This window comes from Streptomyces rimosus (assembly GCF_008704655.1).
Classification (GTDB): domain Bacteria; phylum Actinomycetota; class Actinomycetes; order Streptomycetales; family Streptomycetaceae; genus Streptomyces; species Streptomyces rimosus.
Genome location: NZ_CP023688.1, coordinates 7,736,180 through 7,753,071 on the forward strand (window position 1 = coordinate 7,736,180; position 16,892 = coordinate 7,753,071).

Annotated in this window: 18 protein-coding genes and 4 tRNA genes; 15 read left to right on the forward strand and 7 right to left on the reverse strand. The window is 72.0% G+C overall.

The window, feature by feature from the left end:
• Nucleotides 1-74: transfer RNA gene (locus tag CP984_RS33865), tRNA-Cys, on the reverse strand.
• Nucleotides 75-109: 35 nt separating this feature from the next.
• Nucleotides 110-182 (reverse strand) — tRNA-Gly (locus tag CP984_RS33870).
• Nucleotides 183-361: 179 nt separating this feature from the next.
• On the opposite strand from CP984_RS33870, the gene CP984_RS33875 reads away from it, so the two are divergent.
• Genes CP984_RS33875 through CP984_RS33885 form a run of 3 tightly spaced genes read left to right on the forward strand, consistent with a single transcriptional unit; the run spans nt 362 to nt 3,119 of the window.
• Nucleotides 362-1,432, forward strand: a complete 1,071-nt coding sequence (locus CP984_RS33875) for a chorismate-binding protein (protein WP_030178077.1) — start codon at nt 362-364, stop codon at nt 1,430-1,432.
• Nucleotides 1,429-2,253 carry an aminotransferase class IV gene (locus CP984_RS33880; protein WP_003986846.1) on the forward strand — a complete coding sequence of 275 codons (825 nt, stop codon included), beginning with the start codon at nt 1,429-1,431 and terminating at the stop codon, nt 2,251-2,253. Before CP984_RS33875 ends, CP984_RS33880 begins: the two co-directional genes overlap by 4 nt.
• A gap of 35 nt (nt 2,254-2,288) precedes the next feature.
• The gene (locus tag CP984_RS33885; RefSeq protein WP_003986845.1) at nt 2,289-3,119 is read left to right on the forward strand and encodes a GNAT family N-acetyltransferase; all 831 of its coding nucleotides are present in this window, start codon (nt 2,289-2,291) and stop codon (nt 3,117-3,119) included.
• A 33-nt stretch (nt 3,120-3,152) separates the two neighbouring features.
• Here CP984_RS33885 and CP984_RS33890 read toward each other — a convergent pair whose 3' ends face one another.
• On the reverse strand, nt 3,153-3,677 hold the full coding sequence (locus CP984_RS33890; RefSeq protein WP_003986844.1) for a DsbA family protein: 525 nt from the start codon (nt 3,675-3,677) through the stop codon (nt 3,153-3,155).
• Between the two features lie 187 nt (nt 3,678-3,864).
• Between CP984_RS33890 and CP984_RS33895 the strand changes: the two genes are divergently transcribed.
• Entirely contained in the window at nt 3,865-4,317 is a 453-nt protein-coding gene (locus CP984_RS33895; protein WP_030178074.1) for a hypothetical protein, read from the forward strand.
• A gap of 166 nt (nt 4,318-4,483) precedes the next feature.
• Nucleotides 4,484-4,657 (forward strand): hypothetical protein, encoded by a 174-nt coding sequence (locus CP984_RS41615; RefSeq protein WP_003987204.1) that lies wholly within the window; start codon nt 4,484-4,486, stop codon nt 4,655-4,657.
• A gap of 26 nt (nt 4,658-4,683) precedes the next feature.
• On the opposite strand, the gene CP984_RS33900 is transcribed toward CP984_RS41615, so the two are convergent.
• Both CP984_RS33900 and CP984_RS33905 read right to left on the reverse strand, forming a co-directional pair.
• Nucleotides 4,684-5,250, reverse strand: coding sequence for a CGNR zinc finger domain-containing protein (locus CP984_RS33900; protein ID WP_030178072.1), 567 nt, complete (start codon nt 5,248-5,250; stop codon nt 4,684-4,686).
• 237 nt (nt 5,251-5,487) lie between these two features.
• Nucleotides 5,488-5,901, reverse strand: coding sequence for an SsgA family sporulation/cell division regulator (locus CP984_RS33905; RefSeq protein ID WP_003987206.1), 414 nt, complete (start codon nt 5,899-5,901; stop codon nt 5,488-5,490).
• Between the two features lie 190 nt (nt 5,902-6,091).
• On the opposite strand from CP984_RS33905, the gene CP984_RS33910 reads away from it, so the two are divergent.
• From CP984_RS33910 to CP984_RS33925, 4 genes are all read left to right on the forward strand, one after another.
• Nucleotides 6,092-6,556, forward strand: a complete 465-nt coding sequence (locus CP984_RS33910; protein ID WP_030178069.1) for a TIGR02611 family protein — start codon at nt 6,092-6,094, stop codon at nt 6,554-6,556.
• Nucleotides 6,557-6,630: 74 nt separating this feature from the next.
• A tRNA-Val gene (locus tag CP984_RS33915) sits at nt 6,631-6,702 on the forward strand.
• Between the two features lie 101 nt (nt 6,703-6,803).
• Entirely contained in the window at nt 6,804-7,265 is a 462-nt protein-coding gene (locus tag CP984_RS33920) for an SRPBCC family protein (protein WP_003987209.1), read from the forward strand.
• Nucleotides 7,266-7,396: 131 nt separating this feature from the next.
• Nucleotides 7,397-7,468, forward strand: a tRNA-Val gene (locus CP984_RS33925).
• A 74-nt stretch (nt 7,469-7,542) separates the two neighbouring features.
• Here the strand turns inward: CP984_RS33925 and CP984_RS33930 are convergent.
• A complete protein-coding gene (locus tag CP984_RS33930) occupies nt 7,543-8,268 on the reverse strand; it encodes a 3'-5' exonuclease (protein WP_003987210.1) in 726 nt (241 codons plus the stop codon).
• A 186-nt stretch (nt 8,269-8,454) separates the two neighbouring features.
• On the opposite strand from CP984_RS33930, the gene CP984_RS33935 reads away from it, so the two are divergent.
• The 6 genes from CP984_RS33935 to CP984_RS33960 all read left to right on the forward strand — a co-directional run bounded on the left by CP984_RS33935 (nt 8,455) and on the right by CP984_RS33960 (nt 15,091).
• Nucleotides 8,455-9,021, forward strand: a complete 567-nt coding sequence (locus CP984_RS33935; RefSeq protein ID WP_030178067.1) for a DUF4365 domain-containing protein — start codon at nt 8,455-8,457, stop codon at nt 9,019-9,021.
• On the forward strand, nt 9,021-10,211 hold the full coding sequence (locus tag CP984_RS33940; RefSeq protein WP_030178065.1) for a hypothetical protein: 1,191 nt from the start codon (nt 9,021-9,023) through the stop codon (nt 10,209-10,211). The genes CP984_RS33935 and CP984_RS33940 overlap by 1 nt, the downstream gene beginning before the upstream one ends.
• A 157-nt stretch (nt 10,212-10,368) precedes the next feature.
• Complete coding sequence (thrS, locus tag CP984_RS33945; RefSeq protein WP_003984824.1) at nt 10,369-12,351, forward strand: threonine--tRNA ligase; 1,983 nt, start codon at nt 10,369-10,371, stop codon at nt 12,349-12,351.
• A gap of 89 nt (nt 12,352-12,440) precedes the next feature.
• Nucleotides 12,441-12,998 carry an HIT family protein gene (locus tag CP984_RS33950; RefSeq protein WP_003984823.1) on the forward strand — a complete coding sequence of 186 codons (558 nt, stop codon included), beginning with the start codon at nt 12,441-12,443 and terminating at the stop codon, nt 12,996-12,998.
• Between the two features lie 111 nt (nt 12,999-13,109).
• Nucleotides 13,110-13,886 carry a polysaccharide deacetylase family protein gene (locus tag CP984_RS33955; RefSeq protein WP_003984822.1) on the forward strand — a complete coding sequence of 259 codons (777 nt, stop codon included), beginning with the start codon at nt 13,110-13,112 and terminating at the stop codon, nt 13,884-13,886.
• On the forward strand, nt 13,886-15,091 hold the full coding sequence (locus tag CP984_RS33960) for a YncE family protein (protein ID WP_003984821.1): 1,206 nt from the start codon (nt 13,886-13,888) through the stop codon (nt 15,089-15,091). Before CP984_RS33955 ends, CP984_RS33960 begins: the two co-directional genes overlap by 1 nt.
• Nucleotides 15,092-15,149: 58 nt before the next feature.
• On the opposite strand, the gene CP984_RS33965 is transcribed toward CP984_RS33960, so the two are convergent.
• On the reverse strand, nt 15,150-16,820 hold the full coding sequence (locus CP984_RS33965; protein ID WP_030178063.1) for a hypothetical protein: 1,671 nt from the start codon (nt 16,818-16,820) through the stop codon (nt 15,150-15,152).
• Between the last annotated feature and the right edge of the window lie 72 nt (nt 16,821-16,892).

Consider the following 16,892-nt stretch of genomic DNA (forward strand, 5'->3'; position numbering starts at 1 on the left):
TGGAGGTGGAGACGGGATTTGAACCCGTGTAGACGGCTTTGCAGGCCGTTGCCTCGCCTCTCGGCCACTCCACCAGGAGTGCGGGGGTTCGGGAAGATCCCCCACTTCGAGCGGACGACGAGACTCGAACTCGCGACATCCACCTTGGCAAGGTGGTGCTCTACCAACTGAGCTACGTCCGCAGGTGCCTTTCCCGGACCAGGTCCGGGGAGGAACCCCGTCTGCCGTTTCGCTTCCGCGTCCCGGCGACGTGTTGAACTCTAGCGGATTCCCGGGCCAGTACAAAAACGCGTTTGTGCAGCGTGCTGCGCTGCTCGCCCGATCGGGGCGGCCGGCGGGCCCCAGCCATAGACTCGATGGCGTGAACGACCTCCCCCCGCTGGCCCGATTCGGCGGCCGTACAGCCACTGACCTGCGCGATGTCACCCGTGATCCGGAGGCCCTGGACTCGGCCGGCTGGTGGGCCGTCGTCGCCGACTACGAGGGGGGCGTGATCTGCGCGCGCTTCGGCGACGTGCGGGACACCGGGTCCGTGCCCCCGCCCGACCCCGCCCGCTGGCGGGGCCCGGCCCCCGGGGACTGGCGCAGTTCCCTGGACCGCGCCGCCTACACCGCGGGCGTACGGCGCATACGCGAGTACATAGCCGCGGGCGAGGTCTATCAGGTGAATCTCTGCCGCATTCTGAGCGCGCCGCTGCCGGATCCCGCGCGCGCGGACGTGGAGGCGCTGTCCGCCGTCCTGGCCCGCGGCAACCCGGCCCCGTACGCGGGCGTGGTCCGGCTCCCCGCGCACGGTACCGAGGTGGCCACCGCCTCCCCCGAGCTCTTCCTGCGCCGCTACGGAAGCATCGTCGAGTCCGGCCCGATCAAGGGCACCGGCCGGGTCCCCGAGGACCTGCGGGACAAGGACCGGGCGGAGAACGTGATGATCGTGGACCTGGTCCGCAACGATCTCGGGCGGGTCTGCCGCACCGGCTCCGTCACCGTCCCGGCACTGTGCGCGGTCGAGGCGCACCCCGGTCTGGTCCACCTCGTCTCCACGGTGCGCGGCGAGCTGGCCGAGGAGCACCGGAAGACGGCCTGGGCGGACCTCCTCGACGCCACCTTCCCGGCCGGTTCGATCACCGGGGCCCCCAAGCTCGCGTCCCAGCGGATCATCGAGGAGCTGGAGACCGCGCCGCGCGGCCCCTACTGCGGCGGCATCGGCTGGGTGGACGCCGACCGCGGCACCGGTGAGCTGGCCGTGGGCATCCGTACGTTCTGGATCGACCGGACGGCCGCCGAGGGCCCGGTGCTGCGTTTCGGCGCCGGTGCCGGGATCACCTGGGGATCGGACCCCGAGGGGGAGTGGGACGAGACCGAGCTGAAGGCCCGCAGGCTGCTGGCGGTAGCGTCGGGCCTGCACGAGCCGACTGGAGGGAGACGACCATGAAGATCTGGCTCGACGGGGAGCTGCGGGACGCGGACGGCGCCCGGGTTTCGGTCTTCGACCACGGGCTGACGGTCGGCGACGGGGTCTTCGAGACGCTGCGGACCGTCGACGGGCGCGCCTTCGCGCTCACCCGCCACCTGGACCGGCTCGCCTCCTCCGCCCGCGGCCTGGGCCTGCCCGCCCCCGACCTCGACGAGGTACGGCGCGCCTGCGCGGCCGTCCTGGACGCCAATCCGCTGCCGCTCGGCCGGCTGCGCATCACCTACACCGGCGGCCTCTCGCCGCTCGGCTCGGACCGGGGCGAGGCGGGCCCCACCCTGGTCGTCGCGCTCGGCGAGTCCCCCCGCCGCCCCGACACCACCGCGGTCGTCACCGTCCCCTGGACCCGAAACGAGCGCGGCGCGCTGGCGGGCCTGAAGAGCACGTCGTACGGCGAGAACGTCGTCGCGCTGGCCCGCGCCCGGGCGGCGGGCGCCTCCGAGGCGCTGTTCGGCAACACCGTCGGCCAGCTCTGCGAGGGCACCGGCTCCAACGTCTTCGTCGCCCTGGACGGCGTGCTGCACACCCCGCCGCTGTCCTCCGGCTGCCTGGCGGGCATCACCCGCGCCCTGACCGTGGAGTGGACCGGCGCCAAGGAGACCGACCTGCCGCTGGACGTCCTGGAGTACGCCGACGAGGTGTTCCTGACCTCCACGCTGCGCGACGTACAGGCCGTCACCCGCGTGGACGGGCGGCAACTGGGTGACGCGCCGGGCCCGTTGACCGCCGAGGCGATGCGGCTCTTCGCGGAGCGCGCCGCCGCCGACTTCGACCCGCGCTGATGACGGACGCCCGGGAAACCGGGTAGAAAGCCAGCGTGACCACTACGCTGCGCCCCGCCGGGCCCGAAGAACGACGCGACGACGGCGGCCGGGCCCGTACGTACGAAGTCTGCGTCAACAGCCGTCCGGTGGGCCGGATAAGCCTGGCCACCGACGCCGGGCTGGGCCCGTCCGCCGGGCGTATCGCGGATCTGCGCATCGACGAACCCGACCGGCACCGCGGCCGCGGCACGGTCGCGGCCCTCGCCGCCGAAGAGGTGCTGCGCGGCTGGGGCTGCCGGCGGATCACGGTGGACGTGCCGGCCGACGCCGATGTGGCCCTGCGGCTGGCCGCCGCCCTCGGCTACACGGAGCACAGCCGCCGGATGCGCAAGGAGCTGACCACCCGGCCCGGCCTCCCGGCGGGCAGCGCCGACCGGCCGATGGACGCGGCGGAGTACCCGGCCTGGCTGGCCGCCGCACACACTGAGTACGTCGACGTGCAGGTCGCCCACGGCATGGCGCGCGGGCGGGCGCAGGAGCGGGCGACGCAGGACCATGCGCGACTGCTGCCGGACGGTCCGGCCAGCGCGCACCAGTCGCTGCGTGTGCTGACCCACGAGGGCACGGACGTCGGCACCGTCTGGGTTACGACATACGACCCGGCCAGACCCGGCGGTTTCGTCATGGACGTCCAGGTGGCGCCCGAGCACCGCGGCCGGGGCCACGGCCGTACGCTCATGCTCGTCGCCGAGCGGGAGACCCTCGCCGCGGGCCGCGACGTGCTGGGCCTCAACGTCTTCGCCGACAACCAGCGGGCCCGCGGCCTGTACGAATCGCTGGGCTACCGCCCGGTCGGCTACTCCCTGCACAAACTGCTGCTGTGAGCGGGCGCGGCCCGCCCGCTCCGGCGGACCGCGTCAGCCCTGCTCGGCCAGCAGCCGCCCGGCGATCTCCTCGATGCGCTCGCGCAGGCCCTCCTGGCTCTTGCTGCCGTCCAGCAGCTCGCCGCCGATCAGGTACGTGGGGGTGCCGGTCACCCCGATCGCCTTGCCCTCCGCCTGGTCCGCGTCGACGGCGAGCAGATGGCGGCCGTCGATCAGCGCGGTGTCCATCTCCTCGGCGTCCAGCCCCAGTTCACCGGCCACCTCGACCAGCAGCGGCTCGCCCTTGCGGCCGAGCTCTTCCGTGCGGGCCAGGACGGCTTCCACGTACGGCCAGCCCCTGCCCTGCTCCGCGGCCTCCTCGGCGGCCTGGGCCGCGGCGTACGCGTGCTGGTGCTTGGACAGCGGGAAGTGGCGCAGCCGGATGTCCAGCCGGTCCCCGAGGCGCTCGCGCAGGGCCCGCAGGTCGTCCAGCGCGGCGGTGCAGTCCGGGCACTGCAGCTCGCACCACACGTCGAGGACGACGGGGCGGGCCGGGCCGGAGGTCGTGGCGTCGTTCATGGGGCCAGTCTCCCAGCAAGCGCGGCCGGGCCCGAACCGGGACCTGCGGAGGAGCCCGACCCCGAGATGTCCCTGAGCCCGCCCGCGATCGTGGCCCCGGGCGCCCGCGACAGGGCAGGATGGAAGGAGGAACGGGGGCGCCGCCGTGTGCGCCGCGCCGTACGGAATCGACCGGCAGGAGGACCGGATGCTGACCTCGACCGTCTGTGCCGCGGTGTCGGCGGCGGGCCTGGGCATCGCCGCGCTGACGGCCTACCGCAAGCGCTTCCTGGCCGCCACGCGCATCGCGGCGTTCTCCCTGGTGCCCGTGGGCCTGGTGATGACCGGCGTGATCGACTGGCTCACCGGTGTGGTCTTCAAGCCCACGGTCTGGGCGGGCTTCGGGGTACTGGCCCTCTCCGTCGTGCTTTTCATGATCGCGAGGGTGGCCGAGCGGCACTCCCTCAAGGCCGGCGGCAGCCGCAAGGAGCGGCGGGCCGCGGCCCGGCAGCGGGGGCCCGCCGCGGTGGCGCCGGCGGCCTCCGCGCCGTCGCTCGGCGCGGGCGCCCCGGCGAAGCGGCCCGCCGCCCAGGGCAAGGGCGGCGCGCCGCAGGAGGACTTCTCCGACATTGAAGCCATCCTGAAGAAGCACGGCATCTGAGGGGCGCCGCTGGTGGCGGCGCCTTCCCGGCCCGCCGTACGGCCCGCGTGGGTGACATCTCGGACACCGTAGCGATCACGCAAATGCACGGGAAGGGATGAACTCCCTGCGCTGAGGGGTGATCCGGCCGCCGCGGCCTGATCGCCTGCGCCATCATCGGCGGGAGATGAACGACGAGTGCGCCCTGCCCCGGGACCCCGCCGTCACACCGGCCGAGCCCCCGTCCCCCGAACCGCGCGGCTGCCTTTACGCGCTGTCCCAGCCGCCGCTGATGCTCTTCCTCACCTTCATCGCCTTTCTCCTGCTCATCGGAGCCTTGCACGACCTCCTGCTGCTGTGAGGCTTCCGGGGCGCGCCGGGCCGGCGTCAGCGCGTGGCCTCCCGGCGGCGTGCCCGGTACGCGGCGACGTGCAGCCGGTTGCCGCACGTACGGCTGTCGCAGTAGCGGCGCGAGCGGTTGCGGGACAGGTCCACGAACGCGAACCGGCAGTCCGGCGCCTCGCAGTGCCGCAGCCGCTCCCGCTCCCCGGCCACGACCAGGAACGCCAGCGCCATCCCGCCGTCCGCCGCCAGGTGCTCGGCGACCGAGGCGCCCGGCGCGAAGTAGTGCACATGCCAGTCGTAGCCGTCGTGGTCGGTCAGCCGCGGGGTGGTGCCCGCCGCCGCGACCAGCTCGTTGAGCCGCTCGGCGGCCGTACGGTCGTCCGGCGCGGCGAAGACCTGCGCGAGCCGCGTCCGCACCGACCGCACGGCCGCCAGGTCGCGCTCGTCGAGCGTGCCCACGTCGCTGATCGCGTTGCGCGCGACGAACGCCTGGAGCGCCGACAGGTCGGTGAGGCTGTCCGGGGCGCCGGCAGCGTCGCCTTCCGGAGCGGTGTTCAACAGGTCGACGACCGCGTCGAGCGCGCACCGGGTGTCGTGGGTGATCATCACGGTTTCGCTCCCTGGCCGGGCGGGGTCGGACGGCGCCGCCCCGGTGTCCTTGCCGAATGGTCGCCGACTCTAGCGCGTCCAACAAGCTTCGGCGCCGTCTCCGCGGTGGGTCCGCGGCGACGGCGCCGGCTCGTGCCGTATGAACTTGTCGGTCCTGTCCCGTCGCCCCGAGTCGGACGGTGCAGGTGTGCGTGGTTCGGTGCGGTGAGGGGCCGCGGGCGGCCGCCGCGCCGTCGTTCAGTTCTCCGCGAGGATGTGGGAGAGCTCGGTGTCGAGATCGAAGTGCCGGTGTTCCGTGCCCGGTGGCACGGCGGCGTCGGTCCGCTTCAGGAACGACTCCAGGGCCCGTGCCGGGGCCTCGAGAAGGGCCTCGCCCTCCGGGGAGCTCAGGGCGATGCAGACGACGCCCTGTCCATGGCTCCGGGACGGCCAAACGCGGACGTCTCCGGTGCCCGTGGGCCGGTGCAGGCCCTCGGCGAGGAGGTCGCGGGCGAAGACCCACTCGACGGTTTCCTCGGCTCCGGTGTGGAAGGTCGCGTGCACGGCATACGGATCGGCCGTGTCATACCGCAGGCCCGCGGGTACAGGCAGTGACGACTCGCTCGACACAACGAGGCGCAGGTGCAGCTCGCAGCTGACCGTGGTGTTCATAAGCGCCAGGGCCTTTCGCTCAGTGTGCGCTCGGGGATTCGCACGTCGGCGAAATCGACATGCCACCTACGGTGCCGTTGTAAACCCCTCTGAGGGTTTTGGGTGACTTCCGGTACCTCTTACGGCGGAGTTGCCAATCCTCCTGGGCGGCCATTCCGGTGACCGTCTTCCGTCGGGTAGGTTGGGCCGTATGAATACGGAGAGTAACGGGGGGTCGGGGATCGCCGACGCGGCGGCTCCGGCTGCGGATCCGGCCGCCGCGGGGGAGACTGCGGGGGTGGAACAGCGTCTCGGCTCGCGGGCGCCGCACTTCATCAGGCGCTCCCGCCCGCTGCACCTGAGCTGGCAGGTCGGCATCTTCGTCGTCGGTCTGGCGGTGGTCGTCGGCGGCATCATCATGCTGCCGCTCCCCGGTCCCGGCTGGCTGGTCATCTTCGCCGGCATGGCGATCTGGGCGACCGAGTTCGTCTGGGCGCAGCTGGTGCTGCGCTGGACCAAGCGCAAGGTCACCGAGGCCGCGCAGAAGGCGCTGGACCCGAAGGTGCGGCGCCGCAACATCATCCTGACCAGCGTCGGCGCGGTGATCATCGTGGCCGGGCTCGCGGTCTACCTGTGGAAGTTCGGCTTCGTGCTGCCGTGGAACGCCGATGCGTGAGCGCCGCCCGGCGGCGCCGCCCCGCGGGTGGTCGTGAGTGCCCTCCGACGTGCGGTAATGTTCTCTCTGCGCCCGGGCGATTAGCTCAGCGGGAGAGCGCTTCGTTCACACCGAAGAGGTCACTGGTTCGAACCCAGTATCGCCCACACCGGCCGACGGCCCGGAGGTCCCAGACCTCCGGGCCGTCTTCCGTTTCCTTCTCGCCATTCCCTCCTCACGGGCGCCGCCGGCGCGGCAGACTCGGGTCATGCCCGCCCGGCCGTACGCCCTGCACCGCTACCGCTTCCGCAGCGAGTGGCGCCTGCCCGCGCCGCCCCCCGCGGTCTACGCCGTCCTGGAGGACGCCGAGACGTACCCGCACTGGTGGCCCCAGGTGCGCCGGGTGACCCGCGTGGACGAGCGCAGCGGCACCGCGTGCTTCCGGTCCCTGCTCCCGTACGTCCTCACCGTCACGGCCACCGAGGCACGGCGCGATCCGGAGGCCGGGATACTGGAGATCACGATGCGCGGGGACCTGGAGGGCTTCGCGCGCTGGACGGTCGGCGCGGCCGGCGGCGGCACGCGCGCCGTCTTCGAGCAGGAGGTCGAGGTGCAGAAGCCGTCGATGCGCCGGCTGGCGGTGCCGGGGCGGCCGTTCTTCGTCGTCAACCACTCGCTGATGATGCGTGCCGGGCGCCGGGGCCTGGTCTCCTGGCTGGCCCGTGAATGATCCAGGGGCCGGTGTTTCCGGGCCGGCCGGCGCCGGAACGGGAACGCGGTGGCGGGGAATTTGATGGAAAGGCGCGGCGGCCTGTATTGTTCAGGTCGTTCGCGGGGGAAACCCCGGGGACACAAAAACCCGGGCGATTAGCTCAGTGGGAGAGCGCTTCGTTCACACCGAAGAGGTCACTGGTTCGAACCCAGTATCGCCCACCGGGATCAAGGGCCGGACTGCCAACAGGCAGTCCGGCCCTTGGCGTTGGTACGGGACGTGACGCGGATGCCGGTCAGGCCGCGGCCGGGAGGTCCGGGCGCATCGGCCAGTGCGGGTCCACCGCCTCCTCCGTGCCGTTGCGCGCGAACCACGCCTCCAGGCCGCGCGCCTGCGCCGCGTGCCACACCGCCTGCCGGGTGTGCAGCTCGGCCGGGCTCAGCGACTCCAGCCGCTCCGCGAACCGGCGCCCCAGCGCCCGTACGACCTGGAGCGCGGCGTCCGCGTCGGCCGCGGCGTCATGGGCGCCGGTCAGTTCGACGCCGTACTCCGCGCACAGGTCGGACAGGGTGCGGCGGCCCTTGCGGTAGCGGTCCAGGTGCTTGTCCAGCACCCGTGGGTCCAGTACGGACAGCGGGTGGGTGCCCAGGTAGTGCTGGAGCGAGGCGGCGCGGTGCCGCCGCAACTCGCGGTCCAGCAGCGTCAGGTCGAACGGCGCGTTCATCACGATCAGCGGCCGCCCGGCGAGCGACTGGTCGGTCAGCGCCCGGGCTATCTCCTCCATCACGGGCGACGGCCAGCGGCCGTTGAGCGCCAGGTGCTCGGCCGTCAGACCGTGCACGGCGACGGCCGCTTCGGGGATCGGGACGCCCGGGTTGACCAGCCACCGGGTGACGCGGGGCACGCTGCGCGGGGTTTCCTGGACGACCAGGGCGGCGGACACGATGCGATCTCGCTCCACGTCGATCCCGGTCGTCTCGGTGTCGAAGGAGGCCAGCGGACCGTCGTACCAGCACGGCATTCTCACAACTCCTCGCGCTCGTGCGGTGGGTGGCGGACTGGGCCACCCGACCTGGTGATACCCGAGGGTTCCGGTTGTCGAACCGTCCTGGTTTGTTGACCACTTGAGGCGGACAAGAACACAGCAACGGGCCGTCGCCACGATGACGGCCCCTTCGAACGACCCGGCCCGGAAGGCACTTGAGCGATGACGCTCGCGCAGCCAGAACCGGGAGGACCCATGCCCGCGCGCACGGCTTCGCTGCGCGGCGCGCTCGCCACCACGGCCTGTATGGAGACGCTCCAGGTGGGCTATCTTCACGCGGTGGCCGCCGCGTCGGGCTGCTCGCTGGCCCAGCCCTTCCCGGACAACGGCATCGACTGGCACGTCAGCCATGGCGCGCCCGGACATGCCGTCGACGACGAAGTGACCATCAAGGTGCAGTTGAAGTGCACGTACCAGGTCGCCCCCCGGCCGCCCGGTGCCAGCTTCGCCTTCACCCTGGACAACGACCACCTGGCGAAGCTGGCGCGCACGCCCGTGGCGGTGCACAAGATCCTGGTCGTGATGCTGGTGCCGCGGACCCAGGAGGACTGGCTGCTGGCCGGCCACGACCGTCTCGAACTGCGGCACTGCTGCTACTGGATCAACCTGGCCGGCCACCGGGTGACCGGCCGGCGCAGGACCAACGTGCGGATCCCGACCACGCGGATCTTCGACGACCGCGCGCTCTGCGAGATCATGACGCGGGTCGGGGCGGGAGGGAGACCCTGATGCACCGGCCGATCGATGCGTACGAATTGAGGCTCCCGGATCCGGCCCAGCTGGACCCGGCGGTGCTCGGCGCCCTGCTGGCGCGGCACGGCTGGCGGCGGCGGGGAGGCGCCGCCGGCCACTACGCCCGCTGGACACCGCCGGGCGGCGCCACCGGAGGCACCAGCCTGCTCGTACCCCAGACCCGGACGTTCCCGGACAGCACCGATCTCATCGCGGAGGCGCTGACCGCCCTCGCGCACAGCGCCGCGCCGTCCGCGCGCGAGGTGCTGGCGGCGCTGGCGGTGCCCAGCGACGAGGTGCGCTGGGAGCGCGAGGTGCCGGACGACGGGGTGGGCGGCACGCCGTGGGTGGCGCAGGAGCAGCTGCGGACCGCCGCGCGCTCGATGCTGATGGCCGGCGCGCTCGGCACGTACGGGCGGGCGGGCTATTACGGCGCGCGGCACAAGCGCAAGGCCGAGGCGTTCATGGCGGACGTGCTGGTCGGGCCCGCGCCGGCCGGGCGGCGGCTGACCGCGTACGTCCCGGTGGCAGCGGGCCGCGCGGCCGTCGCCGGACTGCAGCGCGCGCTGCACGCCACCCGCGACGCCACCGACTACCAGCGGGCGACCGGCGGCATGGAGGCGTTCGAGGCGGCGGTGGAGCTGGGGGTGTGCCACGAGCTGGCGGAGGCGCTGATCTCGCTGGTGCGGGAGGCGGAGGGGGTGCGGATATCGGTGGAGTGGTCGCCGGGGGCGGGCCCGCCGCCCGGGTTCGCCGCCCGGCCCGAGCCGGTGGAGTTCTCGCCCGGCGACCTGCCCGCGCTCCAGGCGGCCGCCCAGCGCTACGTCCGCGACGAGCCGTCGCTGCCGGTGCGGGTGACCGGCGCGGTGGTACGCCTGCGGCGCGAGCGGCCCGGCGGCCCCGGCGTCGTACGGCTGCGGGTGCTGACCGGGGCCGACGTCATGCAGGTACGGGTCGCGCTGGACGAGGAGGACTACCGCATCGCCGGGCACGCCCACCTGGTGGGCCTGCCCATCCGGGTCAGCGGGCGGCTGGAGAGCCGGGGCGGCTTCCGGCGCATCACGGGCGCGTCGGACGTCACCCCCGTACAGGTCGACGAGGCCGAACGGGACCGGCTGCTGAAGTCGCTCCAGGAGAACCTGGACTTCTTCGAGGAGGCGTGCGGCGGGCCGCTGCCGGGCGACTGAGCGCGCGCGGGCGTACCGGCCGGAAGGGGACGCCGGCCGGTACGCCCGTCCGCCCGGGGGAGCGGACGGCACAACCGTTTCGCGAGGAAGACCGGTGGCTCGGTACGATTCGGCTGCGCAGCAAACGCTGTCGCGCCCGAGAAGTCAGGAGAGACCGGTGTCAGACGTCCGTGTGACCATCCAACGCGATTCCGAGCGGGAAGAACGCGTGGTGACCACGGGCACTACGGCCGCCGACCTCTTCCAGGGCGAGCGCTCCGTCGTCGCCGCGCGCGTCGCCGGACAGCTCAAGGACCTCGCGTACGAGCTCGCCGAGGGCGACGAGGTCGAGCCCGTCGAGATCACCAGCCAGGACGGCCTGGACATCCTGCGGCACTCCACCGCGCACGTGATGGCGCAGGCCGTGCAGGAGCTGTTCCCGGAGGCGAAGCTCGGCATCGGCCCGCCCATCAAGGACGGCTTCTACTACGACTTCGACGTCGAGACCCCGTTCACCCCCGAGGACCTCAAGCGCATCGAGAAGAAGATGCAGGAGATCCAGAAGCGCGGGCAGAAGTTCGCCCGACGCCCGGTGAGCGACGACGACGCCCGCGCCGAGCTGGCCGGCGAGCCGTACAAGCTGGAGCTGATCGGCCTCAAGGGCTCCGCCGCGGAGGCCGCCGAGGGCGCGTCCGCCGAGGTCGGCGCCGGTGAGCTGACCATCTACGACAACCTCGACGCCAAGAGCGGCGAGCTGTGCTGGAAGGACCTGTGCCGCGGCCCCCACCTGCCGAGCACCCGGGTCATCCCGGCCTTCAAGCTGATGCGCTCGGCCGCCGCCTACTGGCGCGGCAGCGAGAAGAACAAGCAGCTCCAGCGCATCTACGGCACCGCGTGGCCGACCAAGGACGAGCTGAAGGCGTACCTGGAGTTCCTCGCCGAGGCCGAGAAGCGCGACCACCGCAAGCTGGGCGCGGAGCTGGACCTGTTCTCCATCCCGGAGGAGCTGGGCTCGGGCCTGGCCGTCTTCCACCCGAAGGGCGGCATCATCCGCCGGGAGATGGAGAACTACTCCCGCCGCCGCCACGAGGACGCGGACTACGAGTTCGTGAACACCCCGCACATCTCGAAGGAAGGGCTCTTCGAGACCTCGGGGCACCTGCCGAACTACGCGGAGGCGATGTTCCCGCCGCTGGAGTTCGACGGGCAGAACTACCGCCTGAAGGCGATGAACTGCCCCATGCACAACCTGATCTTCAAGGCGCGCGGCCGCTCGTACCGCGAACTGCCGCTGCGCCTCTTCGAGTTCGGCACGGTCTACCGCTACGAGAAGTCCGGCGTGGTGCACGGCCTGACCCGGGCCCGCGGCTTCACCCAGGACGACTCGCACATCTACTGCACCAAGGAGCAGATGGCGGACGAGCTGGACTCGCTGCTGACCTTCGTGCTGGACCTGCTGCGCGACTACGGCCTGAACGACTTCGAGCTGGAGCTGTCCACCCGCGACCCCGAGTCCGACAAGTTCATCGGCGAGGACGCGGAGTGGGAGGAGGCCACCGAGGCGCTGCGCCAGGCGGCCGAGAAGCAGGGCCTGCCGCTGGTCCCGGACCCGGGCGGCGCCGCCTACTACGGGCCCAAGATCTCCGTGCAGGCGCGCGACGCGATCGGCCGGTCCTGGCAGATGTCGACCATCCAGGTCGACTTCCAGCAGCCCAAGCGCTTCGGTCTGGAGTACACCGCGGCGGACGGCTCCAAGCAGCAGCCGGTCATGATCCACCGCGCGCTGTTCGGCTCCATCGAGCGGTTCTTCGCGGTGCTGCTGGAGCACTACGCGGGCGCCTTCCCGGTGTGGCTGGCCCCCGTGCAGGCCACCGGCATCCCGATCGGCGACGACCACGTCCCCTACCTCCAGGAGTTCGCGGCCGAGGCCAAGAAGGCGGGTCTGCGCGTCGAGGTGGACTCCTCCGCCGACCGGATGCAGAAGAAGATCCGCAACGCGCAGAAGTCCAAGGTCCCCTTCATGATCATCGCGGGTGACGAGGACGTGTCCAACGGCGCGGTGTCGTTCCGCTACCGCGACGGCTCGCAGAAGAACGGCATCCCGAAGGCCCAGGCCATCCAGGAGATGCTGGACGCGGTGGAGCGCCGGGTCCAGGTGTGAGACGGGCCCCGTGCACGCGGGGCACAGGCTCCGAGGGGCGGTCCCGGCCGGGACCGCCCCTCGCCGTCTGTACGCCCGGGCCGGGGAATATGCTGGCCCGCATGACGAGTGAGCCGGAGCAGCAGATCGGAGTCGGGACACAGGACGCCTTCCAGCGACTGTGGACGCCCCACCGGATGGCGTACATCCAGGGGGAGAACAAACCGACCGGCCCGGGCGCCGAGGACGGCTGCCCCTTCTGCACGATTCCGGCCAAGTCGGACGAGGACGGGCTGGTGATCGCCCGCGGTGAGCACGTCTACGCGGTGCTCAACCTCTACCCGTACAACGGCGGCCACCTGATGTCGGTCCCGTACCGCCACGTGGCCGACTACACCGACCTCGACCAGGCGGAGACGCTGGAACTGGCCGAGTTCACCAAGCGGGCGATGACCGCGCTGCGGACCGCCTCCGGCGCGCACGGCTTCAACATCGGCCTCAACCAGGGCGCGGTCGCCGGGGCCGGCATCGCCGCCCACCTGCACCAGCACGTGGTGCCGCGGTGGGGCGGGGACACCAACTTCATGCCCGTGGTGGGCCAGACGAAGGTGCTTCCGCAGCTGCTCGCCGACACCCGCCAGATGCTGGCCGACGCCTGGCCGCGGTAGCCCGGACGCCGCAGTGCGGCCGAGACACGTCCTCCGTTTAATCGGATAAATAGACAAAATGCGGACGGGTTGCCCTGTAATGGTGGGGTGACTTCCCTGCATCGTCGCTCCGTGCTGCGTGCCGCCCCGGCCGCGGTCGCCGGTGCGCTCGCGACGGGGTGCGCGACGGCCCGTACGGACACCACCGCCGTACGGGCCTCCGGCTCCCCGCCGCCGGGCGGGACCGGTCCGCCGGCTCCGGGAGCGCGCTCCCCGGGCGCCGCCCGCCCGCCGACCCGCGCCCCGGGCCAGCCCGTACAGATCCAGCACGGCCCGTCCCGCGGCAGCGCGGTCGCCCTCACCTTCCACGGCCAGGGCGACCCGAAGACGGCCACCGCGCTGCTCGGCGAGGCCGAGCGGGCCGGCGCCCGGGTGACCGTGCTGGCCGTCGGCAGCTGGCTCGACGAGCAGCCCGCGATGGCCCGCCGCATCCTCGACGGCGGCCATGAGCTGGGCAACCACACCCAGCGCCACCTCGACATCTGCGCCCTGCCGGCGGACGCCGCGTACGCCGAGATCACCGGCTGCGCACAGCGGCTGCGCAAGCTCACCGGCACCATCGGCAGCTGGTTCCGGCCCTCCCGCGCGCAGTACGCCACCGACCTGGTGATCCGGCTGGCCCGCCGGGCCGGATACCCCCACGTCCTCTCCTACGACGTCGACTCCCTCGACGCGGACGACCCGGGCGCGCCCGTCGTCCGGCGCACCGTGCTGGACCGGGCCCGCGCCGGATCCATCGTGAGCCTCCACCTCGGGCACCCCGGCACGGTTGCCGCGCTGCCCCCGATCCTCGACGGCCTGCACCGGCGCGGACTGCGCGCGGTGACGACAACGGAGCTTGTGACCTGATGGCTGACCGGACCCGTATCCAAGATCCGAAGCGTGTACGCGGCGGCCGCCGGGCCGCGCTGCTGGCCGTCGCCTGCGCACTGATGGCGGCCGGGTGCAGCGACGGCGGGACGAAGGCCGCCCACCGCAGCCCCGGCGCCTCGGCCCCGGCCCCGCCCGCCAAGGCCGCCAGGTCCCTGCTGCCGGGCATGCCGCCGCTCCTGGACGAGCACGACCTGTACGCGGCGGACCGCCCCGGCAAACTGGCCCCGCAGGTCAAGAACTTCCCCTCACGGGTGTACGTGCCGAACACCGGCTCCGACACGGTGAGCGTCATCGACCCCAAGACGTACAAGGTCATCGAAACCATCCCGGTCGGGGTGCAGCCGCAGCACGTCGTCCCGTCGTGGGACATGAAGACGCTGTGGGTCAACAACAACCGCGGCCACGACTTGACGCCGATCGACCCGGCGACCGGCAGGTCCGGCCGGGCGGTGGACGTGCACGACCCGTACAACCTCTACTTCACGCCGAACGGCAAGTACGCGGTCGTGATGGCCTCGATGGACAAGGAGCTGGTCTTCCGCGACCCGAAGACCATGGAGGTGCGCAAGACCGTCCCGGTGACCTGCGCGGGCGTCAATCACGCGGACTTCTCTGCGGACGGCAAGTACTTCATCGTCTCCTGCGAGTTCTCCGCCGAGCTGCTGAAGGTCGACACCGAGAAGATGAAGGTCGTCGGACAGCAGAAACTGCCGTTCCGGGGCGCGATGCCGCAGGACGTGAAGATCTCGCCGGACGGGCGGACCTGGTACGTCGCGGACATGATGGCCGACGGCATGTGGGTGCTGGACGGCGACAAGTTCGAACAGCCCCGGCTGATGCCGACCGGCAAGGGCGCCCACGGGCTCTACGTCAGCCGCGACTCCAAGACGATGTACATCTCCAACCGCGGCGAGGGCTCGGTGTCCCTGCTCGACTTCAAGAGCGGCAAGCTCGTGGACAAGTGGCACATCCCCGGCGGCGGCAGCCCCGACATGGGCGGGGTCTCCGCCGACGGCAAGGTGCTGTGGCTCTCCGGCCGCTACAACTCCGAGGTCTACGCGATGGACACCCGGACGGGGAAGACGCTGGCCAAGATCCCGGTGGGGGAGGGGCCGCACGGGCTGGCGGTGTATCCGCAGCCGGGGCGGTATTCACTGGGGCATACGGGCATCTTCCGGTAGACGCTTCCGTACGCGGCGGGCCCGGCCGGGATTCTCGGCCGCCCGCCGCACCCGGCGGCTACGCGTTGTACTCGTCCGCCTTACGCGGCTCCGCGGCCTGCACCTGGCCGCTCAGCACCAGCGAACGGCTGTCGAAGCGCGCGGTGTCCACGCCGTTCTCCTTGAGCACGCTCAGCGCGGCGGAGTGCACCACGCGCAGCACCGGCGTCGCGGCGCGCAGCGCGTCGTCGGCCATGAAGCGGTGCCGCCAGGGCTTGTCGGCCCAGGCATGCCGCAGGCCGAACGGCTCCGGCAGGGTCAGCTTCCCGCCCAGGAACTCCAGGAAGCCGGGGAACCAGGTCAGCGGGGCGCGGGCGGCCAGGCGCACCACCTCGCTCGCGTCGACCAGCGGCAGGTTCACGGACTTGGTCTCCCAGAACTTGACCGTCTTGGAGACGCTCTTGGTCTTCGGCGAGGGCTTGGAGGTGAACAGCGGGTTGACCGGGCCGAGGGCGTGGCCGGTGACCTCGACGCGCAGCGTCTCGTGCAGCACGGTGACGGTGATCAGCAGCGTTATCACCAGTTGCCCGTCCCACAGGACGAACTGCACGCCGAGGTAGTGCCGGCTGCCGGCGCCGAACTGCTGCTCGTTGCAGATCCGCTCTATCTCGTGGCCGCGCACCTGGTACGCCTCCACCTCCGTGCCCGAGGGGCGGGAGACCGAACCGGCCTTCTCACCGACCGGCACCACGATCCAGTGGCGTACGGAAGGGGCGTCCTTGAAGCCGCCGGTGTGCAGCGGGCTGCGCTCCAGCAGGCGCAGCCGGTCGTGGATGACGCGGATGACGTCGTAGCTGCGGAACGGGTTGATCTCGCCGTTCTCGTCGGCGGGCCGCAGCTCCTCGGCCATCTGCCAGCTGCCCCAGCGGGTGCCCATGCCGAGTATGCCGTTGGGGCCCGCGTAGAAGGCGACGTTGCTCTGCTGCTCGGCGGTGAGCTTGGCCAGGTTCTGGCGCATCTGCTCGGCGGCGGTCTCGTTCGGGTCGCGGGGCACCGCCTCGGGGATCTTGGCGCCCACGCCGCCGCCTTCGAGCAGGCCCTTCCAGGCGTCCCGCAGGTCCCGCGCGGTGGCCTCGCTGATCCGCTTCGCCCACCACCAGCCGATCACCGGCACCACGACCATGGCCCGCAGATACACCGACCAGAAGCCGGTGAACGGCAGCTTGACCAGGAACAGCACGGCGAGCCCGGCCATCGCGATCATCAGCGCCACGCCGAGCGCCGAGGTGCCGGTGCCCTGCGCCCTGGCGAGCAGCTTCTTGAGCTGGAAGGCGCCCAGCCACAGCAGCACGCCGGGCAGGAAGAGCAGCCCGAAGACCAGCATCAGCACGGTCAGTTTGACGTCGCGGATCTTGCGGATGCGGGTGGCGGCCAGGCAGTGCTCGACGACCGTCTGCGGTTCGATGCCGAAGGACTGGATGAGCGCGCCACGGGCCCCGCCGAGCATGCGCAGTTGCAGCGCGCGGGAGAACGCCTCACCCAGATTCGGCTCGAACAGGGACAGTTTGGGCGGTTTGATGGTCGACTTCGCGGTGTCGGAGTCCGCCTTCGAGATGTCCGAGAGTGGATTGTCCCGGTACGCGGCCGAGGCCAGCGCCTGCGTGGCCGCGGTCTGCCCGGCACCGCCGGACAGCGGGACCTGTGCCCCGGGACTGAAGTCGAAGCCGTCTGCTGCCACTGCCGCCCCCATCACCCGCACGCATCCGCTGCTGCGGCCTTCTTCCCAACTACCGCCGTTCGCACACCTTCTGAGCTGCGATCA

Coding starts and splice junctions, on each gene's coding strand:
- CP984_RS33920 (WP_003987209.1), top strand. CDS start 6,804: ATGCCCGCCCGGCCGTACGCCCTGCACCGCTACCGCTTCCGCAGCGAG.
- CP984_RS33890 (WP_003986844.1), bottom strand. CDS start 3,677: ATGAACGACGCCACGACCTCCGGCCCGGCCCGCCCCGTCGTCCTCGAC.
- CP984_RS33895 (WP_030178074.1), top strand. CDS start 3,865: ATGCTGACCTCGACCGTCTGTGCCGCGGTGTCGGCGGCGGGCCTGGGC.
- CP984_RS33965 (WP_030178063.1), bottom strand. CDS start 16,820: ATGGGGGCGGCAGTGGCAGCAGACGGCTTCGACTTCAGTCCCGGGGCA.
- CP984_RS33930 (WP_003987210.1), bottom strand. CDS start 8,268: ATGCCGTGCTGGTACGACGGTCCGCTGGCCTCCTTCGACACCGAGACG.
- CP984_RS33960 (WP_003984821.1), top strand. CDS start 13,886: ATGGCTGACCGGACCCGTATCCAAGATCCGAAGCGTGTACGCGGCGGC.
- CP984_RS33950 (WP_003984823.1), top strand. CDS start 12,441: ATGCTGGCCCGCATGACGAGTGAGCCGGAGCAGCAGATCGGAGTCGGG.
- CP984_RS33940 (WP_030178065.1), top strand. CDS start 9,021: ATGCACCGGCCGATCGATGCGTACGAATTGAGGCTCCCGGATCCGGCC.
- CP984_RS41615 (WP_003987204.1), top strand. CDS start 4,484: ATGAACGACGAGTGCGCCCTGCCCCGGGACCCCGCCGTCACACCGGCC.
- CP984_RS33910 (WP_030178069.1), top strand. CDS start 6,092: ATGAATACGGAGAGTAACGGGGGGTCGGGGATCGCCGACGCGGCGGCT.
- CP984_RS33880 (WP_003986846.1), top strand. CDS start 1,429: ATGAAGATCTGGCTCGACGGGGAGCTGCGGGACGCGGACGGCGCCCGG.
- CP984_RS33935 (WP_030178067.1), top strand. CDS start 8,455: ATGACGCTCGCGCAGCCAGAACCGGGAGGACCCATGCCCGCGCGCACG.
- CP984_RS33905 (WP_003987206.1), bottom strand. CDS start 5,901: ATGAACACCACGGTCAGCTGCGAGCTGCACCTGCGCCTCGTTGTGTCG.